The 15,529-nt window shown below is 69.2% G+C and carries 13 protein-coding genes, 1 other RNA gene and 1 pseudogene; all 15 read right to left on the minus strand.

What is annotated here, in order from left to right:
- Positions 1-360: pseudogene (locus B1991_RS07965) on the minus strand (cell division protein FtsZ); the annotation flags it as partial.
- Between the two features lie 121 nt (positions 361-481).
- A complete protein-coding gene (gene ftsA, locus B1991_RS07970; RefSeq protein ID WP_136258193.1) occupies positions 482-1,714 on the minus strand; it encodes a cell division protein FtsA in 1,233 nt (410 codons plus the stop codon).
- A gap of 10 nt (positions 1,715-1,724) precedes the next feature.
- The gene (locus B1991_RS07975) at positions 1,725-2,459 is read right to left on the minus strand and encodes a cell division protein FtsQ/DivIB (RefSeq protein ID WP_136258194.1); all 735 of its coding nucleotides are present in this window, start codon (positions 2,457-2,459) and stop codon (positions 1,725-1,727) included.
- Positions 2,456-3,487: a D-alanine--D-alanine ligase gene (locus B1991_RS07980; protein WP_246031109.1), complete on the minus strand. Its 1,032-nt coding sequence runs from the start codon at positions 3,485-3,487 to the stop codon at positions 2,456-2,458. Before B1991_RS07980 ends, B1991_RS07975 begins: the two co-directional genes overlap by 4 nt.
- Positions 3,487-4,926 (minus strand): UDP-N-acetylmuramate--L-alanine ligase, encoded by a 1,440-nt coding sequence (gene murC / locus B1991_RS07985; protein ID WP_136258195.1) that lies wholly within the window; start codon positions 4,924-4,926, stop codon positions 3,487-3,489. Before murC ends, B1991_RS07980 begins: the two co-directional genes overlap by 1 nt.
- A complete protein-coding gene (gene murG / locus B1991_RS07990; RefSeq protein WP_136258196.1) occupies positions 4,923-6,029 on the minus strand; it encodes an undecaprenyldiphospho-muramoylpentapeptide beta-N-acetylglucosaminyltransferase in 1,107 nt (368 codons plus the stop codon). Before murG ends, murC begins: the two co-directional genes overlap by 4 nt.
- A gap of 23 nt (positions 6,030-6,052) precedes the next feature.
- Positions 6,053-7,288: a putative lipid II flippase FtsW gene (ftsW, locus tag B1991_RS07995; protein ID WP_136258197.1), complete on the minus strand. Its 1,236-nt coding sequence runs from the start codon at positions 7,286-7,288 to the stop codon at positions 6,053-6,055.
- A 21-nt stretch (positions 7,289-7,309) separates the two neighbouring features.
- Positions 7,310-8,410, minus strand: coding sequence for a phospho-N-acetylmuramoyl-pentapeptide-transferase (mraY, locus tag B1991_RS08000; protein WP_136258198.1), 1,101 nt, complete (start codon positions 8,408-8,410; stop codon positions 7,310-7,312).
- The gene (locus tag B1991_RS08005; protein ID WP_136258199.1) at positions 8,400-9,782 is read right to left on the minus strand and encodes a UDP-N-acetylmuramoyl-tripeptide--D-alanyl-D-alanine ligase; all 1,383 of its coding nucleotides are present in this window, start codon (positions 9,780-9,782) and stop codon (positions 8,400-8,402) included. Before B1991_RS08005 ends, mraY begins: the two co-directional genes overlap by 11 nt.
- Positions 9,779-11,284 (minus strand): UDP-N-acetylmuramoyl-L-alanyl-D-glutamate--2,6-diaminopimelate ligase, encoded by a 1,506-nt coding sequence (locus B1991_RS08010; protein WP_136258200.1) that lies wholly within the window; start codon positions 11,282-11,284, stop codon positions 9,779-9,781. Before B1991_RS08010 ends, B1991_RS08005 begins: the two co-directional genes overlap by 4 nt.
- On the minus strand, positions 11,281-13,095 hold the full coding sequence (locus B1991_RS08015) for a peptidoglycan D,D-transpeptidase FtsI family protein (RefSeq protein WP_136258201.1): 1,815 nt from the start codon (positions 13,093-13,095) through the stop codon (positions 11,281-11,283). Before B1991_RS08015 ends, B1991_RS08010 begins: the two co-directional genes overlap by 4 nt.
- Positions 13,095-13,355, minus strand: a complete 261-nt coding sequence (gene ftsL / locus B1991_RS08020) for a cell division protein FtsL (protein ID WP_168709606.1) — start codon at positions 13,353-13,355, stop codon at positions 13,095-13,097. The genes B1991_RS08015 and ftsL overlap by 1 nt, the downstream gene beginning before the upstream one ends.
- Before the next feature lie 5 nt (positions 13,356-13,360).
- Positions 13,361-14,320 carry a 16S rRNA (cytosine(1402)-N(4))-methyltransferase RsmH gene (gene rsmH, locus B1991_RS08025; RefSeq protein WP_210772104.1) on the minus strand — a complete coding sequence of 320 codons (960 nt, stop codon included), beginning with the start codon at positions 14,318-14,320 and terminating at the stop codon, positions 13,361-13,363.
- A 26-nt stretch (positions 14,321-14,346) separates the two neighbouring features.
- Positions 14,347-14,793, minus strand: coding sequence for a division/cell wall cluster transcriptional repressor MraZ (gene mraZ, locus B1991_RS08030; protein WP_136258204.1), 447 nt, complete (start codon positions 14,791-14,793; stop codon positions 14,347-14,349).
- Positions 14,794-15,106: 313 nt separating this feature from the next.
- Positions 15,107-15,469, minus strand: an RNA gene (gene rnpB / locus B1991_RS08035) — RNase P RNA component class A.
- Positions 15,470-15,529: the final 60 nt, after the last annotated feature.

Raw genomic sequence — 15,529 nt, forward strand, 5'->3', positions numbered from 1 at the left:
CAGTTGCGCCACCACCGGCGCCGCGCCGGTGCCGGTGCCGCCGCCCATGCCGGCGGTGATGAACACCATATCGGCGCCTTCGAGCATCGCCTCGATGCGTTCGCGGTCCTCCAGCGCAGCCTGGCGGCCGACTTCGGGATTCGCGCCGGCGCCGAGGCCCTTGGTCACGTTGCCGCCGAGTTGCAGGTGGGTGCGCGAGCCGCAGTTGGTCATCGCCTGGGCATCGGTATTGGCGACCACGAACTCGACGCCTTCGATGTTGGCATTGAGCATGTGCGCCACGGCATTGCCGCCGCCGCCGCCCACGCCGATCACCTTGATGACTGCATTGGGTGCAAGTTTATCGATCAGTTCAAACATTTCCCGTCCTCCGTAGAGTTGTTGTCGTTTTAACCATGGGGGACGACTCCTGTCGGTCCATGGTGGTGGGTGGATTTCCTTCCACCCTGGGCGGCAGCTCCCGCCGCCCGAAAACCGCTTGCTAGAAATTCCGGGTCAACCAGCCGCGCAGCTTGTCGACCATCCCGCCCATGCTGCCGCCGACCGGCCCACCGACCCGCGTGCCGCCGGCGCGCGCGCCATGCAGCAGCAGGCCCACGCCGGTGGCATGCAACGGGCTGGAGACCACCTCGCCGAGGCCGTCGACCTGCTGCGGCAGGCCGATGCGCACCATCTTGTGGAAGATCTCCTCGGCCAACTCCAGCGCGCCTTCCATCTTCGAGGCGCCCCCGGTCAGCACCACGCCGGCGGCGACCAGGCTCTCGTAGCCGGAACGGCGCAACTGGTCCTGCACCATCTCGAAGATTTCCTCGTAGCGCGCCTGTACCGACTGCGCCAGCGACTGCCGCGCGAGCCGGCGCGGCGGGCGATCGCCGACGCTGGGCACCTGGATGGTTTCCTCCGCGTGCGCCAGGCCGGTCTGTGCGCAGGCGTACTTGATCTTGATTTCCTCCGCGTGCGCGGTCGGCGTGTGCACGCCGTAGGCGATGTCGCTGGTGACCTGGTCGCCGCCGACCGGCAGCGAGGCGGTGTGGCGGATCGAGCCCTGGGTGTAGATCGCGATGTCGGTAGTGCCCGCACCGATGTCGACCAGGCATACGCCCAGCTCGCGCTCGTCGTCGGTCAGCACCGCCTTGGCGCTGGCCAGCGCGGAAGGCACCAGTTCGTCGACAGTGAGCCCGCAGCGCTGGATGCACTTGGAGATGTTCTGCACCGCGGCGGCCGCGCCGGTGACCAGATGCACGTTGGCCTCCAGCCGCACACCGCTCATGCCGACCGGGCGGCGGATGCCGTCCTGGCCGTCGATGCGGTATTCCTGCGACTCCTTGTAGAGCACCTTGCGGTCGGCCGGGATCGCCACCGCGCTGGCAGCTTCCAGCACCTGCTCCAGGTCGGCGGCGGTGACTTCGCGCTCGCGGATGGCCGCATTGCCGTGCGAGTTGCGCGTTTCCAGGTGGCTGCCGGAGATCGAGGCGTAGACCGAGCGGATGTCGCAGCCGGCCATCAGCTCGGCCTCCTCCACCGCGCGCTGGATCGAGTGCACGGTCGATTCGATGTCCACCACCGAGCCGCGCTTCATGCCGCGCGAGACGTGGGTGCCGATGCCGATCACGGTGATCGGCTCGCCCGGTTCGTACTCGCCGACGATCGCCACCACCTTGGAGGTGCCGATGTCCAGTCCGACGACCAGCTGCTTTTCGTTGCGCGTTTTCATGGCGAGACAGTCATGAGCGGGGTGAACCTCCAGCCGGGGCGCCAGCCGCGTCGGGCCAGCGCACGGCAAAACCGTTGGTGTAGCGAAGATCGGCGTAGACGAAGCCGTCGGTGTGGCCGGCGATCAGCTGCGGGTAGACGTCGAGGAAGCGATGCAGCCGGCGTCCAGCCTGCTCGCGGTCGCCGATCACGATGCGCGCGCCGCTGCCGGTGGTGACGCTCCAGCTGCCGCGCTCGGTCAGCGCCACGCCATTGATGCGCAGATGAGTGCCGGCAAACGCCTTGCTGACGTCGGCGTAGAAACTCACCACCTCGGCCAGCCGCGCATCCGGACCACTCAGGCCGGGCAAGGCGGTCAGCTGCTCTACGCCGGGGGCGTCGAACACGCGGCCTTGGCGGCTGATCAGCTGCTTGTCGTTCCAGCGCGCGAATGGCTGGCGCTCGTAGATACGCAGCTGCAAGGTATCGGGCCAACGCTTGCGCGCCTCCACCGACTCCACCCACGGCAACGCGGCGACGGCCTTCTGCACCGCGTCCAGATTCAGCGCGAAGAAACCCTTGCCCAGTCGCGGCAGCACCGCCGTGCGGATCTCGGCAGCGGTGACGTGCTTGAACTCCGCCTGCACGGTCAGCTGGGTCACCGGCCAGCGATCGGCGGCGAACCACCCGCGCAGCAGCCCGACGACCGGCAACGCGACCAGCGCGATGGCCAGGCACCAGGCGGCGAGGCGGATGGTTCCTTTCACCGGGCGTCTCCTTCGGAGTCGCGGGAATGGACAGAACCGGCGTTTGCCGAATCCCGTATCCCTAATCCCGCATCCCGGGCGAAGCTCGTCTCCAGCACCCGCCAGCACAGTTCCTGGTAGTCGATGCCGGCGGCGGCGGCAGCCTTGGGGACCAGCGAGTGCGAGGTCATGCCCGGCGCCGTGTTGACTTCCAGCAGCCAGTAACGGCCGTTGCGGTCGCGCATCACGTCGACGCGGCCCCAGCCGGCGCAGCCCAGCGCGTCGAACGCAGCCAGCGACAGCGCCGCCAGTTCGTCCGCCGCCGCACCTTCGGCGCCGGGGCAGAGATACTGGGTGTCCTCGGCCACGTACTTGGCGTTGTAGTCGTAGAACGCACCCTTGGGCACGATCTGGATGCTCGGCAGCACCTGGCGGCCGAGGATCGCGACGGTGAGCTCGTCACCCTCGATCAGGGTTTCCATCAGCAGGTCGCCCGGATAGCGCGCGGCCAGCTCGACCGCCGCCGCCAGGTCCTGCTCGGCGAACACCCGCGTCACGCCGACGCTGGAGCCTTCGCAGGCGGGCTTGACGATCAGCGGATAGCCGATCCGCCGCGCGGCGGCGAGCACGTCCGCGCCACGCGGCAGCGCGGCGAAGGTCGGCGTGGACAGGCCCAGTGATTGCCACACGCGCTTGGAGCGCGTCTTGTCCATCGACAACGCCGAACCGAGCACGCCCGAACCGGTGTACGGCACGTGCAGCGATTCCAGCGCTCCCTGCAGCACGCCATCCTCGCCGCCGCCGTGCTGGCCGTGCAGGATGTTGAACACGCGCGCGAAGTGGCCCGCACGCAAGGCATCGAGCAGCGCGGGAATGCCGTCGATCGCATGCGCGTCGATGCCGCGCGCGCGCAGTGCGGCCAGCACGTTGCGGCCGGAATCCAGCGACACCTCGCGTTCGGCCGAGCTGCCGCCCATGACCACCGCCACGCGACCGAATTGCGCCGGGTCGGTGATGTGCGGAGTGCCGGGATTCGTGATTGCGGCCATCATGCGGCCCCCTTCGTCTTGAGTTGGCCGGCGTTCGCCAGCTCGACCGCCGCCGCGCCGATGTCGCCGGCGCCGAGCAGCAGCAACAGGTCGCCATCGCGCAGCAGCCTGGGCAGGCTGGTGCGGAACTCGCGCGGATGTTCGACCAGCACCGGATCGACCTTGCCGCGCGCACGCACCGCGCGCGCCAGCGCACGGCCGTCGGCACCGGCGATCGGCGCTTCGCCGGCCGGGTACACGTCGGTCAGCACCAGCACGTCGGCATCGGCCAGCACGTTGGCGAAATCGTCCAGCAGGTCGCGCGTGCGGCTGTAGCGATGCGGCTGGAACGCCACCACCAGGCGCCGTTCCGGCCAGCCGCCGCGCACCGCCGCAAACACCGCGGCGATCTCGCGCGGGTGGTGGCCGTAGTCGTCGACCAGCAGCACGCGGCCGCCATCGATGGCGAGCTCGCCACGCCGGTGGAAGCGCCGGCCCACGCCCTGGAAACCCTTCAGTGCGGCGGCGATGGCCGCCACCTCGACACCAAGCTGCCAGCCGATCGTGGCCGCGGCCAGCGCGTTGAGCACGTTGTGCCGTCCGGGCAGGTTCAGGGTGACCGGAACGGCCGCTGCGCCATCGGGCAACTGCAGGTCGAAATGCATCTCGAAACCCTGCTGGCGCAGGTTCAGCGCGCGCACGTCGGCGTCGGCGCTGTCGATGCCGTAGCGGATCACGCGGCGATTGGTGGCCCTGGCCAGCGCGGCCACTTCCGGGTCGTCCACGCACAGCACCGCCAGGCCGTAGAACGGCAGCCGGTGCAGGAAATCGGCGAACGCCTTCTTCACCTCGGCGAAATCGCCGTGGTAGTTCTCCAGGTGATCGGCGTCGATGTTGGTGATCGCGGCGATCACCGGCGACAGCAACAGGAACGAGCCGTCCGACTCGTCCGCTTCGGCCACCAGGTACTGGCCGGTGCCGAGCCGCGCGTTGGCGCCGGCAGCATTGAGCTGGCCGCCGATCACGAAGGTCGGGTCGTAGCCGGCCTCGGCCAGCACGCTGGCGGTGAGGCTGGTGGTAGTGGTCTTGCCGTGCGTGCCGGCGATGGCGATGCCGCGGCGGAAGCGCATCAGCTCGCCCAGCATCTCCGCACGCGGGATCACCGGAATGCGCGCGGCCAGCGCGGCGGCCAACTCCGGATTGTCCGGTTTGATCGCGCTGGAGGTGACCACCACGTCCGCGCCGACCACGTTCTCCGCAGCGTGGCCCACGTACACGGTGAGGCCCAACTGCTGCAGCCGCTGCACCGTGGCCGAGCCGGCGCGGTCGGAACCCGACACCGCGTAACCCAGGTTGTGCAGCACCTCGGCAATGCCGCTCATGCCGACGCCGCCGATGCCGATGAAATGCACCCGGCGGAACGTGCTCATCGGGTCCTGCTGGGCGGAGAGCCGGCTCATGCGGCCACCTCCGTGCAGGCGCGCGCGATCACCTGCGCCGCATCGGGCTTGGCCAGCGTGCGCGCCGCTTCGGCCATCGCCAGCAAGGCGACCCGGTCGCCGAGCAGCACAGCCAGGCGCTGCGCCAGTTGATGAATGTCCAGTTGCTTCTCCTGCATGATTTCGGCGGCGCCGACCGCCGCCAGCACTTCCGCGTTGCGCGTCTGGTGGTCGTCCACGGCATGCGGGAACGGCACCAGCAACGCGCCCAGCCCCGCGGCGGAAAGCTCGGCCAGGGTCAGCGCGCCGGCGCGGCATACGGCGAGGTCCGCCCAGCCGTAGGCATCGGCCATGTCGTCGATGAAGGCCACCACGCGCGCTTCCACGCCAGCCTGCGCATACGCCGCGCGGGCCTCGTCGAGGCCGCGACTGCCGCACTGGTGCAACACCTCGGGCCGCTGCGCGGGGTCGAGTTGGGCCAGCGCCTGCGGCAGCGCGAGATTCAGCGCGCGCGCGCCGAGGCTGCCGCCCAATACCAGCAAGCGCGATGCGCCTGACCGGGCCGCCATGCGTTGCGCCGGTGGCGGCAGCGCAGCGATCGCCGCACGCACCGGATTGCCGACCCACTGCGCCTGCGGCAGCACATCGGCGAAACCGGCCAACACGCGGCGCGCCAGCGTAGCCAGCTTTCGATTGGTGAAGCCGGCCACGCGATTCTGTTCGTGCACCAGCAGCGGTCGACGCAGCAACCACGCGGCGAGCCCGCCGGGACCGGCCACGTAACCACCCATCGACAGCACGCTGCGCGGACGCAGCCGCCGCAGCAGCGCCAGCGAAGCGGCGAGCGCGCGCAGCAGCATCAGCGGGGCCAGCAACCGGGTCTTCCAGCCTTTGCCGCGCAAGCCGCCCACCGCCACGGTGTGCAACTCGATTCCGTGTGCCGGCACCACCCGCGTCTCCATGCCGCCGATCGCCCCCAGCCACGCCACCGGCACGCCCTGCCCGCGCAGGCATTCGGCCACCGCCAGCCCGGGGAAGATGTGCCCGCCGGTGCCGCCGGCCATGATCAGGACCGGCCGCGAATCGGCAAAAGCAGGCTGCGGCGCGCGCCGGCCTTGCTCCATTCTCGACTCCCGCGCTCCGGCGTTCATGCGGCCTCCGCATCGCGCGGCAGCACCGCGGCATTCGCATCGGCGGCGGTGACTGCTGCCGGCATGCGCGTCGCCATCTGGCGGGCGTCGAGTGCGCGGTTGATCTCGAAAGTGGCGCGCAGCAGCACGCCGGCCATGGCGCAGGTGAGCACCATCGACGAGCCGCCATAGCTGATCAGCGGCAAGGTCAGGCCCTTGGTCGGCAAGGCGCCGAGGTTCACGCCCACCGACACGATCGCCTGCATCGCCAGCATCAGCGATACGCCGAAGGCCACGTAGCCGGCGAAGCGCTGGTTCACGTCGACTCCCTTCAGGCCCATCTGCAGCCCACGCCAGACGGCGAGCGCGAACAGGCCGATCACCAGTACCACGCCGGCCAGGCCCAGCTCCTCGCCGATCACCGCGAAGATGAAATCGGTATGCGCCTCGGGCAGGTAGGAAAGCTTCAGCACGCTGGAACCCAGGCCCACGCCATCCCACTCGCCGCGGCCGATCGCCATCAGCGACTGGGTCAGCTGGAAGCCGTCGTTGAACGGGTCCTTCCACGGGTCAAGGAACGAGGTCAGCCGCTTCATGCGGTAGCTCTCGCCGGTTGCCGCGATGTACAGCAGCGGCATCAGCGGCAAGCCCATCAGGAACAGGAAGATCGGTCGTGCGCCGCCCAGCCAGACCATGGCGATGGTCACCGCAATCACCAGCGTGGCCGAACCGAAATCCGGCTGCGCCAGCAGCAGCAGCACGATGATGCCGGCCACGGCGATCGGCTTGATCAGGCCGAGGAAGCGGGTCTCCACGTTGACGCGGTGGCGCACCAGGTAGCTGGCGATGTAAATCACCAGGATCAGCTTCACCGCCTCCACCGGCTGGAACGTGGTCACCAGCAGGTTGAGCCAGCGCCGCGCGCCGTTGATGCGCATGCCCAGGTGCGGCACGAACACCGCCAGCAGCAGCACGAATGCCAGTGCCAGCAGCGGAAACGCGAACTTCTCCAGCAGCCGCAGCTCCGTGCGCATGGCCAGCCCGGCCGCGACCATGCCGATGCCGAGGAACACCAGGTGCCGGCGCAGGAAATAGAACGCGCCCAGGTCCTGGCTGTCCGCCACCGCGATCGAACTGGACGCCACCATCACCACCCCGAGACTGGCCAGCCCCACCAGCGCAACCAGCAGCCACGGGTCGAAATGCCCGCGCGGACCATTGCGACGACGAGCCTGGGAGGCAGCGTCAAACATGGACTTGCTCCCGGGCTTTCATCAGCGCACCTTCAACGTGGCAAGACCGACCAGCACGAGCACGACGGAGATGATCCAGAAGCGCACGATCACGCGCGGCTCGGGCCAGCCCTTCAGCTCGAAGTGGTGGTGCACGGGAGCCATGCGGAACACCCGCTTGCCGGTGAGCTTGTAGCTGGCCACCTGGATCATCACCGAGGCGGTTTCCATCACGAACACGCCGCCCATCACCAGCAACACGATCTCCTGGCGCACGATCACCGCGATGCAACCGAGCGCCGCGCCGATCGCCAGCGCGCCCACGTCGCCCATGAAGACCTGCGCCGGGTAGGTGTTGAACCAGAGGAAGCCCAGCCCCGCCCCGGCCAGCGCACCGGTGACGATGGCCAGCTCGCCCGCCCCGGGAATCGCCGGCACGCCGAGGTACTCGGAGAACACCCGGTTGCCGGCCACGTAGGCGAACACGCCGAGCGCGCCGGAGACCAGCACGGTCGGCATGATCGCCAGGCCATCCAGTCCATCGGTCAGGTTCACCGCGTTGGAGAAGCCCACGATCATGAAATAGCTGACCACCACGAAGAACAGCCCCAGCGGCACCACCACATGCTTGAACAGCGGCACGTACAGCGCGGTCTCCGCCACGGTGGCGCCATGCACCGCGTGCGGCGCGGTATGGAACAGGAACAGCGCGGCACCGAGGCCGAACACCGATTGCCAGAAATACTTCCAGCGGCTGGCAAGGCCGCGGCTGTCCTTCAGCACCAGCTTGCGGTAGTCGTCGTAGAAACCGATCGCGCCGAAGCTCAGCAAGACGCCGAGCACCACCCACACGTAGCGGTTGTGCAGGTCGGCCCACAGCAAGGTGGCCACGGTGACCGAGAGCAGGATCATCACGCCGCCCATGGTCGGAGTGCCGGCCTTGACCAGGTGCGTCTGCGGCCCGTCGCTGCGCACCACCTGGCCGGCCTTCAGCGCGGCCAGCCGATTGATCAGCCACGGACCGCACAGCAGCGACAGCGACAGCGCGGTGAGCGCGGCCATGATCGCGCGGAAGGTGATGTACTGGAACAGGTGCAGGGCGGTGAAATGCCGTGCCATCCAGTCGGCCAGCTCAAGCAGCATCGTTCGCACCTCCACGGGCAGGAGCGTCGACGAGCGCGGCCACCACCTGTTCCATGCCAGCCGAACGCGAACCCTTGACCAGGCAGGTGACGCCCGCATGCAGTTGCGCGCGCAGCGCGTCGATCAGGGCCGGCTTGCCGGAAAAATGCTCGCCGCCCGCCCCGAACGCCTCCACCGTGGCCGCGCCCAGCGGGCCGACGGCGAACAGCCGATCGACGCCGCGCTCGCGCGCCCGCGCGCCGATGCCGGCATGCAGCGCGCGCGCGTCCGGACCCAGCTCGGCCATGTCGCCCAGCACCAGCCAGCGCTCGCCCTCGGCCAGCAGCAGCGTGTCGATGGCAGCGGCCATCGAGCCGGGGTTGGCGTTGTAGCTGTCGTCGATGATCGTCCAGCCCCCGGCGGCAACCAGGCGGCGCAGGCGTCCGGCCACGCCGGGCACGTGCTGCAGGCCGGCGACGATGGTCGCCAGCGGCACCTGCAGCGCCAGCGCCACCGCGGCGGCGGCCAGCGCGTTGGCGACGTTGTGGCGGCCGGGCAGCGGCAAGTTCACCTCGGCCTCGCCTGCCGGCGTGTGCAGCATGAAGCGCGAACCGTCGGCGCGCAGTTCGATCGCCCCGGCGCCCACGTCGGCCGGTTGCTCCAGGCCGAAACGCAGCGTCTTGCGCGCACCGGCGAGCCCGCCGAAGAAGCTGGCAAAAGCGTCGTCCGCGTTGATGATGGCGATGCCGTCGGCCGGCAAGGCCTGGTACAGCGCGCCCTTGGTTTCGGCCACGCCCTCGATGCTGCCCATGCGCTCAAGATGGGCCGGCGCGATGAGCGTGACGAGGCCGATATCTGGCCGTGCGATGGCAGCGAGGTAGGCGATGTCGCCGGGCTTGCCGGCACCCATCTCGAACACCGCGTACTCCGTGTCGACCGGCATCGCCAGCAGGCTCAGCGGCAATCCCAGCTCATTGTTGAAGTTGCCGCTGCTGACGTGGGTGCGGCCGTGGCGCGACAGGATCGAGGCGACCAGGGTCTTCACCGTGGTCTTGCCGTTGGAACCGGTGATGCCGACCACGCGCACGTCGCGTTGTGCGCGCACGGCGCTGGCGAGGTCGCCCAGCGCCACCTCGACGTCGTCCACGCGCAACTGCGGCAGCGCGCTGTCGACCGGATGCGTCACCAGCGCCGCCACCGCGCCGCGGGCCAGCGCATCGTCCAGGTAATCGTGGCCATCCACGTGCTCGCCCTTGATCGCCGCGAACAGCTCGCCCGGGCGCAGCTTGCGCGTATCGATCGCCACGCCGGTGATCTCGGCCTGTTCCAGCGCGGCGGCGTTACCGAGCAGGCGGCCGTGCAGCCACATCGCGATGGCGCCCAGCCGCATCATGCGTGCGACTCCCGGCCCAGTCGATCCAGCGCGGCGCGTGCCACCGCCAGATCGTCGAACGGATGCTTGCCGGTGGCGCCGTCCTGATAGGTCTCGTGGCCCTTGCCGGCGATCAGCACGACGTCGCCGCTGCGCGCCAGCTGTAGCGCGTCGGCGATCGCCACCGCGCGATCGCGTTCGACCGCCATGGCCTTCGCGTCAGCCATGCCGGCCACGATTTGCGCCACGATCGCGTCGCCATCTTCGCCGCGCGGGTTGTCGTCGGTGACGATGGCGATGTCCGCCAGCCGCGCCGCGATCGCGCCCATCAACGGGCGCTTGCCGCTGTCACGTTCGCCGCCGCAGCCGAACACGCAGATCAGCTTGCCCGCGCAGTGCGCGCGCAGGGCGGTCAGCGCCTGTTCGAGCGCGTCGGGCGTGTGCGCATAGTCGACCACCACCAGCGGCAGGCCGTGCAATCCGCCGAGCCGGTTCATCCGGCCGTTGACCGGCTGCAACTGCTCGCTCACCTGCACGATGCGCTCGAACGGCTCGCCCAGCGCACCGAGGCAGGCGATCACGGCGAGCAGGTTGGCGACGTTGAAGCGACCGAGCAGATGGCTGTGCAGCGTGCGGCTGCCCCAGGGCGTGCGCAACTTGAAAGTAAGCCCGCTGGCTGAGGTCACGACATCTTCGGCGGCGACATCTGCCGCGCCGTCACCGGCTGCGCTGAAGCGCAGCACGCGCAGATCCTCGGGCAACGTGCCGACCAGTTCGCGGCCGAACGCGTCGTCGCCGTTGAGCACCGCCACGCGCAGGCCGGGCATCGCAAACAGCTTCGCCTTGGCCGCGCCGTAGGCTTCCATCGAGCCGTGGTAGTCGAGATGGTCACGGGTGAGGTTGGTGAACGCTGCCGCCTCGAACTCCACCGCAGCCACACGGCCCTGGACCAGCGCGTGCGAGGAGACTTCCATCGCCACATGGCTGACGCCATCGTCGCGGAAGCGCGCCAGCAAGGCGTGCACGCTGATCGCGTCGGGCGTGGTGCGCTCGCCTTCGAGCAACTGGCCGTGCACGCCGGAGCCCAGCGTGCCGATGGTGGCGGCGCGGTGACCGAGCAGCGTCCAGGCCTGCGCCAGCAACTGCACGCACGAGGTCTTGCCGTTGGTGCCGGTGACGCCGACCACGCGCATCGACTCGCTGGGCCGGTCGTGGAAGCGCGCAGCGATCTCGCCCACCTGCGCGTGCAGGTCGTCGATCCACAGCACCGGCACGTCAAACTCCTCGACGTCCTCGACCGGTGCTTCGGCCAGCACCACGCGGGCGCCGCGCTGCACCGCGCCGGCGGCGAACGCGATGCCGTGCGCACGACCGCCGCGCAGGGCGAAGAAGGCGTCGCCGCGACGCACCTGGCGCGAGTCCAGGGTCATGCCGGACACCACCATGCGCGCCGCTGCCGGGTTCGCCGCCAGCTGCGCGTCGGCGATCCCCAGCAGCAGCTGGTCGAGGTGGACGGTGCTCATGGCGTGCCCTCGTCGATCGGCGCGTCGTCGATCGGCGCCTCCACCGGCGGCTTGCTGCCGGCGAGTCCGCCGGTGCCCTGCAGCGGGCCGCCGACGTACCAGCGCCCGATGTTGTCCGGCGGCACGTCGAGCAGGCGCAACGCACCGCCCATCACGCGCGAGAACACCGGCGCGGAGACCATGCCGCCGTAGTAGCTGCCCTTGCTCGGGTTGTCGACCACCACCACGCCGACCAGGCGCGGATTGCTGGCCGGCACGATGCCGGCGAAGGCTGCGGTGTAGCTGTGCTTGTCGTAGCCGCCGGCATTGGCCTTGTGCGCGGTGCCGGTCTTGCCGGCGACGGCGTAGTTGGCGATGCGCGCCTGCGGCGCGGTGCTGCCCGGGCCGGTCACGGTCTCCATCATCCCGATCAGCTCGTGCGCCACCTCGGGCGAGATGATCTGGCGCGAGGGCGTGTCCGCGCCCTTGATGAAGCTCGGGCCGTGCATCAGGCCGTTGTCGGCGATGGTGGCGTAGGCGTTGGCCAGCTGCAGCACGGTGACGTTGAGGCCGTAGCCGTAGCCCAGGATGGCCTTCTCCAGCGGCCGCCAGTCGGCGCCGATGCGCAGGTAGCCGGAGGCTTCGCCGGGGAAGCCGCTGTTGGTGCTGTTGCCGAAGCCGAACGCGCGGTAGGTGTCGTACATCAGCGTGGTGTCCAGATCCATCGCGATGTGTGCCGCACCCACGTTGCTCGACTTGGTGATCACGCCGGTCGGCGTCAGCAGGCCGTAGTTGTGCGTGTCGTGGATGTCGTGGCCCTGGAAGTACCAGTGCCCGCCGGTGGTGTCGATGATCGGGCTGGTGGGGGTGAACTTGCCGCTGGACAGCGCCGCGGCCATCAGGATCGGCTTGACCGTCGAGCCCGGCTCGAGCACGTCGGTCATCGCGCGGTTGCGGCGCTGGCCGGCGCGACTGGAGTCGAGCGCGTTGGGGTTGTAGGTCGGCAGGTTGACCATCGCCAGCACCTCGCCGGTATGCACGTCGAGGATCACCATGGAGGCCGAATCGGCCTGGAACTTGTCCACCGTGTTCTTCAGCTCGCTGTAGGCGAGGAACTGGATGCGCCGGTCGATGCTGAGGGTGAGGTTGCGTCCCGGCTTGGGTGCGCGCACCTGCTCGACGTCCTCCACCACGTGGCCCATGCGGTCGCGGATCACCCGCTTGGCGCCCGGCTTGCCCGAGAGCCAGTCGTCGTAGGCCAGCTCCAGCCCTTCCTGGCCGTGGTCGTCGATGTTGGTGAAACCCAGCACGTGCGCGGTCACCCCGCCGGACGGGTAGAAGCGCTTGAACTCGCGCTGGCCGTTGATGCCGGGGATGCCCAGGTCCAGCACCGCCTGTGCCGCCTCGGGCGACATCTGCCGGCGCAGGTAGACGAACTCGCGGTCCGAGCGTTGCGCCAGGCGGCTCTTCAGCTCGTCCGCGTCCACGCCGAGCGCGTGCGCCAGATCCGGGATGCGCTGATCGTTGTCCAGCACCTCGGAGGGATTGGCCCAGATCGAGGTCACCGGCGTCGACACCGCCAGCGGCTCGCCGTTGCGGTCGAAGATGGTGCCGCGCGAGACCGGGATCGGCATCTCGCGCAGGAAGCGCGCGTCGCCCTGGCGCTGGTAGAACTGCTTGCGCACCACCTGCAGGTCGAACGCTCGCGCGACCAGGCCGGTGGCGGTAAGCCCGAGCAGGCCGGCGACCAGATACATGCGCCGGCGCGCGCTGGGGCCGCTCGCCTGGCGGCGACCGCGTGCTGCTGGCTTGGCGTGTTTGCGCATGTCCATCAGCGCAGCAACCGGATGTCTTGCGGGCGCGGATCGACCATGCCCAGCATCTGCCGCGCCTCGTCGTCGATGCGACGCGGCTCGGCGTAGGTGGCCTGCTCCAGTTCCAGCCGGCCGTATTCGATGTTGAGGTCGTCGCGCTGGTTCTGCAGCTGGGTCAGTTGCACGAACAGCACGCGGCTTTCGTGACGCGTCCACACCACGCCCAGCGCGCTGGCCACCGCAGCCACCAGCAGGAGTGCGCAGATCACGGTGCTGATCAGCTTCACGCGGCGACCTCCCGCGGCAGTTTCTCGGCCACGCGCAGCACCGCCGAACGCGAACGCGGATTGGCCGCCAGCTCGGCCTCGGACGGGAATTGCGCCTTGCCGACCGCCGCCAGCTGCGCCGGCGCGCCCTGCACCGGCGGCCCGCGGCGACTGTTCTGCACGCGACCGGAATGGTCACGGATGAACAGCTTCACCGCGCGATCCTCCAGCGAGTGAAAGCTGATCACCGCCAGCCGCCCGCCGGGCTTGAGCCGCTCCAGCGCGGCATCCAGACCCTGCTGCAGCGCGTCCAGTTCGCCATTCACGCGGATGCGCAGCGCCTGGAAGCTGCGCGTGGCCGGATGCTTGCCCGGTTCGCGCCGGCCCACGATGCGCTCGATGAGTGCAGCGAGCTGGCCGGTACGGGTGAACGGGGTGGCGTCGCGATCGGCCACGATGGCGCGGGCGATGCGCCGGCTGTGGCGCTCCTCGCCGTAGTGCCACAGCACGTCGGCAATCTCGCGTTCGCTGGCATGGGCCAGGAAATCGGCGGCGCTCTCGCCTTGCGTGGTGTCCATGCGCATGTCCAGCGGCGCATCGGCCATGAAGCTGAAGCCGCGCGCTGCCTCGTCCAACTGCGGCGAGGACACGCCCAGGTCGAGCAGCACGCCATCGAGACCGGCGGCGGTCTCGTCCCACTCGGCCAGGCTGGAAAAGTTGGCGTGGCGGATGGCCACGCGTGCGTCGTCGGCAAATTCGGCGCGCGCGGCGGCGATCGCGGTCGGGTCGCGATCCATCAACAACAGCCGGCCGGCCGGGCCCAGGCGCGACAACACGACGCGCGCGTGACCACCGCGCCCGAACGTGCCGTCCAGATAGCGCCCGTCTGCATGCACGGACAATCCCTCCACCGCCTCGCCCAGCATCACCGGGACATGCTGCAATTGCACCGAGCGCACTCCCGTCCCATCCCGCATGATTCCGCCACGCCCGCACCCGTGGATTACAGGCGCAGCTCTGCCATTTCGCTGGTGATCTCGTCTTCGCCGATGCTCTGGCGGATCTTGGCCAGATGCGCCTGTTCGCTCCACAGCTCGAACTTGTTGCCCATGCCGAGCAACACCGCCTTCTTCTCGATGCCGGTGGTGGCGCGCTGGCTGGCCGGCAGCAGGATGCGCGCGGCGCTGTCGGGCTCGACCACCGCGGCAGCGCCGACCAGCTTCATCTGCATGTCGCGATGGGCCGCCTTGACCTTGGGCAGGAGGTTCACCTGGTCGCGGACCTTCTCCCACTCGTCATGCGGAAACAGCCACAGACAACCCGATTCGAAGGGGTTGTAGGTGACCACCAGACGATTGGCGCACTCGCCCGCCACCTGCTCCCGATACGCGGTCGGGATGGCCAGGCGGCCCTTGTCGTCGATGGTGATGGCGGTTTCGCCCTGGAACACGGTCAGCAGACTCCACTAAAACCCACGATTTCACACTGAAAGCCACGATAGTCTCGCCCGCTGAGACTGTCAAGCCGAAATTGCTTGTGAATCAAGGAGTAAAGGCGAAGTCTGAATGTATATGCAGGATATTCTCAGGAAGGCCGACAAGGTGTTTGAAAGCAGGGAATTTTTTGTAGCGGCAGCCCGGCCGGTTGCCGGCTACTCGCCCGCCCCGCACCCGCTGGACGGCCGAGCGGGGATGAATCGCCGTTCATCGGCGCGCCAGCCGACGCCGCGACTGTCCAGTCGCGGCGTCGGCTGTACGGGAAAGAGGTGGAGTCGGCCTGTAAGCCGGGTTCTGTACGTCTTGCGACGCGACAGTCATTCCTCTCGGCCAGGCGTCGCCGCCTGGCTCCAGCAACCTACCCGGGAACAACGCGGGCCGCGTTATCGTTCCCCTATTTGGTCTTGCTCCGAGTGGGGTTTACCGTGCCGTACGGCGTTGGCCCCGTACGCGGTGCGCTCTTGCCGCACCCTTTCACCCTTGCCTGTGCCCTTGCGGGCCATCGGCGGTCTGCTCTCTGTTGCACTGGCCGTCAGCTCACGCTGCCCAGGAGTTACCTGGCACTCTGCCCTGTGGAGCCCGGACTTTCCTCGATGCGCTTGCGCGCGACGCGACTGTCCGGCCGACTCCGGCGACCATTGTAATGGCCGCGATCCGCGATAGGGGAGATCGGCCGCCGGCAAAGCACGA

This window comes from Rhodanobacter lindaniclasticus (assembly GCF_004799035.1).
In the GTDB taxonomy this organism is placed as follows: domain Bacteria; phylum Pseudomonadota; class Gammaproteobacteria; order Xanthomonadales; family Rhodanobacteraceae; genus Rhodanobacter; species Rhodanobacter lindaniclasticus.